This window comes from Trebonia sp. (assembly GCF_049794275.1).
In the GTDB taxonomy this organism is placed as follows: Bacteria; Actinomycetota; Actinomycetes; order Streptosporangiales; family Streptosporangiaceae; genus Trebonia.
On record NZ_JBARCR010001135.1, the window covers coordinates 1 to 4,620 of the forward strand.

The 4,620-nt window shown below is 69.4% G+C and carries 4 protein-coding genes and 1 pseudogene; 1 reads left to right on the top strand and 4 read right to left on the bottom strand.

Annotated elements, in window-relative coordinates; all coding sequences use genetic code 11:
- The 4 genes from WA805_RS28180 to WA805_RS28195 all read right to left on the bottom strand — a co-directional run.
- The coding region (locus tag WA805_RS28180; protein WP_425243839.1) for an endonuclease Q family protein at nucleotides 1-1,184 on the bottom strand (1,184 nt) is incomplete at its 3' end.
- A 36-nt stretch (nucleotides 1,185-1,220) separates the two neighbouring features.
- The gene (locus tag WA805_RS28185) at nucleotides 1,221-1,922 is read right to left on the bottom strand and encodes a nuclear transport factor 2 family protein (protein WP_422285919.1); all 702 of its coding nucleotides are present in this window, start codon (nucleotides 1,920-1,922) and stop codon (nucleotides 1,221-1,223) included.
- 13 nt (nucleotides 1,923-1,935) lie between these two features.
- Entirely contained in the window at nucleotides 1,936-3,408 is a 1,473-nt protein-coding gene (locus WA805_RS28190; RefSeq protein WP_422285920.1) for a carotenoid oxygenase family protein, read from the bottom strand.
- 117 nt (nucleotides 3,409-3,525) lie between these two features.
- Nucleotides 3,526-4,143, bottom strand: coding sequence for a TetR/AcrR family transcriptional regulator (locus tag WA805_RS28195; protein WP_422341094.1), 618 nt, complete (start codon nucleotides 4,141-4,143; stop codon nucleotides 3,526-3,528).
- Nucleotides 4,144-4,243: 100 nt separating this feature from the next.
- Between WA805_RS28195 and WA805_RS28200 the strand changes: the two are divergent.
- Nucleotides 4,244-4,620, top strand: a pseudogene (locus tag WA805_RS28200) (hypothetical protein); the annotation flags it as partial.

Genomic DNA, 4,620 nt, shown 5'->3' on the forward strand with positions numbered 1-4,620 from the left:
ACCTCGCCGCGCCGCAGCCGGGCGATGGCCTCGGCAACGACGGACGGGGCACGCGCCGCGAGGTCGTCGAGCGGCACCTCGCCCAGGATGGACAGCTCCGGCCCGAACCGTTCAACCATGGCGCTGACTTGCGCGGTCACCGACTTCGACTTGGGCCCCACGCCGGCGATCTCGCCGAGTATCTCCGGCAGCGGCACGAACGACGCGAACCCCGCCGCGCCGGGCACCCGGTAGCCGGCGGGCCGGTCGGCCAGCGCGTCCACCCGGTGCTGCACACCGATGGTCGGTGTCTTGCCGCAGGCCGGGCACTTCCCGCCGGCCGCCCTGGTCTCCTCAGGCGACGTCCGCACGCCGCAGGCGCGGTGCCCGTCGAGGTGGTATTTGCCCTCTTCAGGAAAGAACTCGACCGTCCCGCCGAAGCCCGCACCGGTGCGCAGCGAACGCTCGATCGCGAAATAGTCCACGTCCACGTCGAAGGCCGTGGCCTCGCGGCCGAGCATCGGCGGGGAGTGCGCGTCGGAGTTGGACACCAGCCGGTAATTGTCCAGGCTGGAGACTCGCCAGTTCATTTCCGGGTCGGACGACAAGCCTGTCTCAATCGCGAAAATATGGTCCGCCAGGTCCGCGTAACAGTCGGACACCCGGTCGAAGCCGGACTGCGAGCCGAGCACTGCGAACCACGGCGTCCACGCGTGCGCGGGCACCAGGTAACAGCCGTCGCCACCCGCCAGGGTGATCTCGAGCAGGTCGCGCGAGTCCAGCCCGAGGATCGGCCTGCCGTCAGCGGCGAGGTTCCCCACCCGTGCCAGGCGGCGCGTGATCTCGTCGACCGCCGCGAGCGACGGCGCGTACAGCAGGTGGTGCACCTTGCGGGTCCGGTCGTCCCGCTTGTAGATGGTCGAGATCTCCGACGAGAGCACGAACCGGACCGGCGTCCGGCACGCGGCGGGCAGCCGGCTGTGCACCTCCCGCTCGAGGTCAGGCCGCAGCCGGAACATGCCCGGTTCGGCGGGGACGAGGTTCGCGCCGAGCTCCTCGCGCCACCCCGGATGGGTGAAGTCGCCGGTACCCACCACGGTGATGCCCTTGCGTCCCGCCCACCACGCGAGGTGTTCCAGGTCACAATCCCGGCTGCAGGCACGCGAGTAGTGCGAGTGAATGTGCAGGTCCGCGTAAAAGGGCACGTCCTCAATAATTACCGAACGTACGGTTGCTTCGCCTTAACCTTCAGGGAAAACGCCCCACGTGTCGGGCACGAATTCCTTGCCGGTGACCGGGTGCTTGTAGTGGAACGGCAGGGTGGTCGTTTCCGGCCACAGCCGCGGCGCGTTTTCGAGCAGCTCATCGGGGCCGTAAGGGTCCTCGGGGTAGGTGACGGAGGCGTTCGGCACGTAGTCCGGCGGCGTGTGCGCCCAGCCCTCCTCCATCGTCCCGTGCCAGAACGCCCGGTAGAACAGCTTCTTGATCTTCCAGATGCCGTCGGTGCTGGTGTAGACGTTCTCGTAGACCCCGCCCTCCATCCACTGCCGCACCGGGGTGTCGGCCGCGGCGGCCAGCTCGTGGGTGCCGGCCTGCATCAGCGTCCGGTAGCGCGCGTAGGCGGTGCGCCGGTCGGGCGCCACGTGGATGAGGTCCTGCAGCATCGGGTGTTCGAGCAGACGGCCGAACTGCGGCCCGTTGTGCCCGTCGGCGAACCGGGACCGGAACCGCCCCGTGTACAGCCGCGCGGCCCCGGCACGGCCCTTGTAGACACCGCCGATGAAGATGACCTCGCAATCCTCATCGAACAGGTCGACGACCTCGTCGTAGTAGCACTTGTCCAGGTAGTAGCCGTAGGCGTGCTGCAGCCTGCGGATGGCGAGCTCGTCCTCGACGATCCCGAGCCGGTGCTCGAGCTCGGCGATCTTGTCGTCCGCCGTCATGGTGACCTCCTCGTCATCCGGCACGGTTGGCTAGCTGCTGCGCTGAAACCCAGTTGCCGTGCAGGCCGCCCGGCATCCGGATCGGGATCCGCAGCGTGGCGACCGGCTGGGCGTCGACATGCTGGGCGTCCAGGATCAGCAGGTCCGTGGTTCCGGTCGCGTGCCGGTCCACGAGCTGCATCACGTACCCCTCGCCGTTGGCAGTACCGGTGCTGGACGGGGGCACGAAGATCGCTTCCTGGACCGTGCTGTCGCGCCCGGCGAACCGGGTCTTCATCGTGCCCGTATCGGGGTCGATCTGGCCCAGCCAGCGGAACCCTGGCAGCCCGTCGTCCGGCTTTTCGCCCGGCACGTCGGTCAGGTTGATGACGCCGAACCGGTAGCCCCTGGTCGCCCAGCGGTCGTCGGTACGTGGGAACTCGCCGGAGCAGTCGGTGAGCCGCCGCTGCGCGAACGAGGTCGTCCCGTCGCCCCGGTCCGGCGGCGCGGTGGTGTCAATCGTCCACCGGGACAGTTGGGCGCTCGCCTTCTCCGGGTCGAACGGGGCGCCCGTGATGTCGGGGAACCAGGGAAAGGCGGACTTCTCGCCGACGGGCGTGTCGATGTGGATGTGCCGCCCGTCGTCGAACGCGTTCATGATGTGCGAGGCGAACCTGTTGGTGCCCCGGTACCAGCGGACGGCGGTTCCCTTTCTTGGTACGACGCCGAGGTAGACGTCTTCCGACCCGTCCCACACGTAGAGCGGGCCGCCGGCCTTCAGCCGCTCCAGGCTGGCGGTGAGCGGGATGACCGGGAACACCACGAAGTTTTCCGTCACCGCCCAGTCGTGCACCATCGACGAGTACGGCGCCTCGAACCAGGCCTCGTGCACGATCCGCCCGGACGCGTCCGCTTCGTAGTAGGCGATGTCCCGTGTCGCCTCGCCCTTGGCCATGTACCCGAAGAACACCAGCTCGCCGGTGCGCGGGTCGACCTTCGGGTGCGCGGTCGCCGTCTGCGACGACAGATCGCCGTCCCAGCTGAACTCCCCGACCGTATCGAGGGTGTCCGGGTCGATCTGGACCGGCGCGCTGTCCTCCTTGGAGGCCAGCAGCCGCCCGCCGTGCCAGTACACGTTCGTGTTGGCGAGCCCGCGGCTGAGGCCGGCCACCGACGGGTCGTCGGTGAACGGGTTCCGGTAGACGCCGAACAGCGACCGGCGCGCCGCCCGCTCGGCTTCGAACCGGGGTGTGCGCACGTACCGCGACCGGAAGTCGCAGTAGCCGTTCTCGAACCGGAACATCGCGACCATGCCGTCGGCGTTGAAGTAGAAGTCGCGGTCGACGAACGGCGGCCAGGCCGGGTCGGCGCCGACCCGGTAGAACGTGCCGCGCAGCGACGCGGGTATCTCGCCTTGGGTCACCTCGACCCCGCGGATATCGCCCTCGAGCCGCACCGGGGCGAACCGGCCCTGGAATCCCGGCTCGTCGGGGAACCGCACTGACATCTCGCACCGCCCTTCGCCGGGTCCCGGGTCGCGCTGAGCGTAACTCCGGGCGGGCAGCGTTAGAAAGGGGCGGGCACGCGGATTCGGCGGGCGCGATGTTGTGCCCGCGCACAGGTCTCAGCGCGGACGGATACCGCGGCTGATCACGGCCGCGATGGCCCAGCGCCGTCCCGGGTCGCTGTTCTCCCCGCTCATCTGTACCGGTCCCAGCAGCAGCGCGAACACCAGCGTCTCCAGCGCGTCGGCGAGCGCACCGGCGGGCAGGTCGTCCCGCAGCGCGCCGGCTTGCTGGTCTTCGGCGACCCGGCCGGTGAGCCGGTCGTGCGCCTCGATGACGGCGGGCAGCGCCATCAGGTCGGCGGTGTGCTCGGGCTCATTCCCCTCCAGGACCCGCATCGCCAGCGGGTGCAGGGCGAACTGGGCCGCGACCCGTGGCACGAGGCCGTGCTGCGCGGCCGTGCTGTCCAGCGCCAGCGTCCGGCCGGGACCGCCGCCGCCGTAGAGCGCCTCGAGGACCGGGGTGACGTCGTACTCAAAGGCCGCATGGAACAGCTCCTGTTTGGAGCCGAAGTACGCGTGCACCGCCGGGGCGGTGACTCCGGCGTCCCTGGCCACGGCGGCGACCGTCGTGTCACGGAAGCCCTGGCTGGCGAACCTGGCGACGGCGGCGTCCAGGATGCGCTGCCTGGTCGCCGTGCCCTTGGCGAACGGGGGTGAAGTGGCGTCGGACCGCATGCGAGAAGTTTACCTACTTAGTCTTTGACAAAATTCGTCACTTAGTTAATGCTTACATTCGTCACTTCGTCAGAGAGCTTCCCGCGAAGGAGAACCTCCCATGCGCTGTTCGATAACCAAGGTCGCCACGGTCGCGGTCCCGCTCGCGTCTCTGATCTCGCTTACGGCCTGCCGGGGCGTCGTCGTCGCGGCCTCGCCCGGCACCGGGGGCACGGCTACCGCGCTCGCGGCAAGCGGCACTGTGGCTTCCCCGGCGTCCACGGCCGCGCCCGCAAGCGCCGCGGCGAACTCGGGCGCGGCGGCCACTCCGGCGCCCGGCTCGGTCGTCATTTCGATGACAAGTCCCCAGTCGAAGACCTGGACGGCCAATGCGGCTGTCACCTGCGCGCGGACCGCAGTACTCTACTTGGCCAGCGCCGACGGCAGTGACGACGCGGGCTACAACGAGTCCCTGGCGGTGCGTGCCGCCCCCTATCG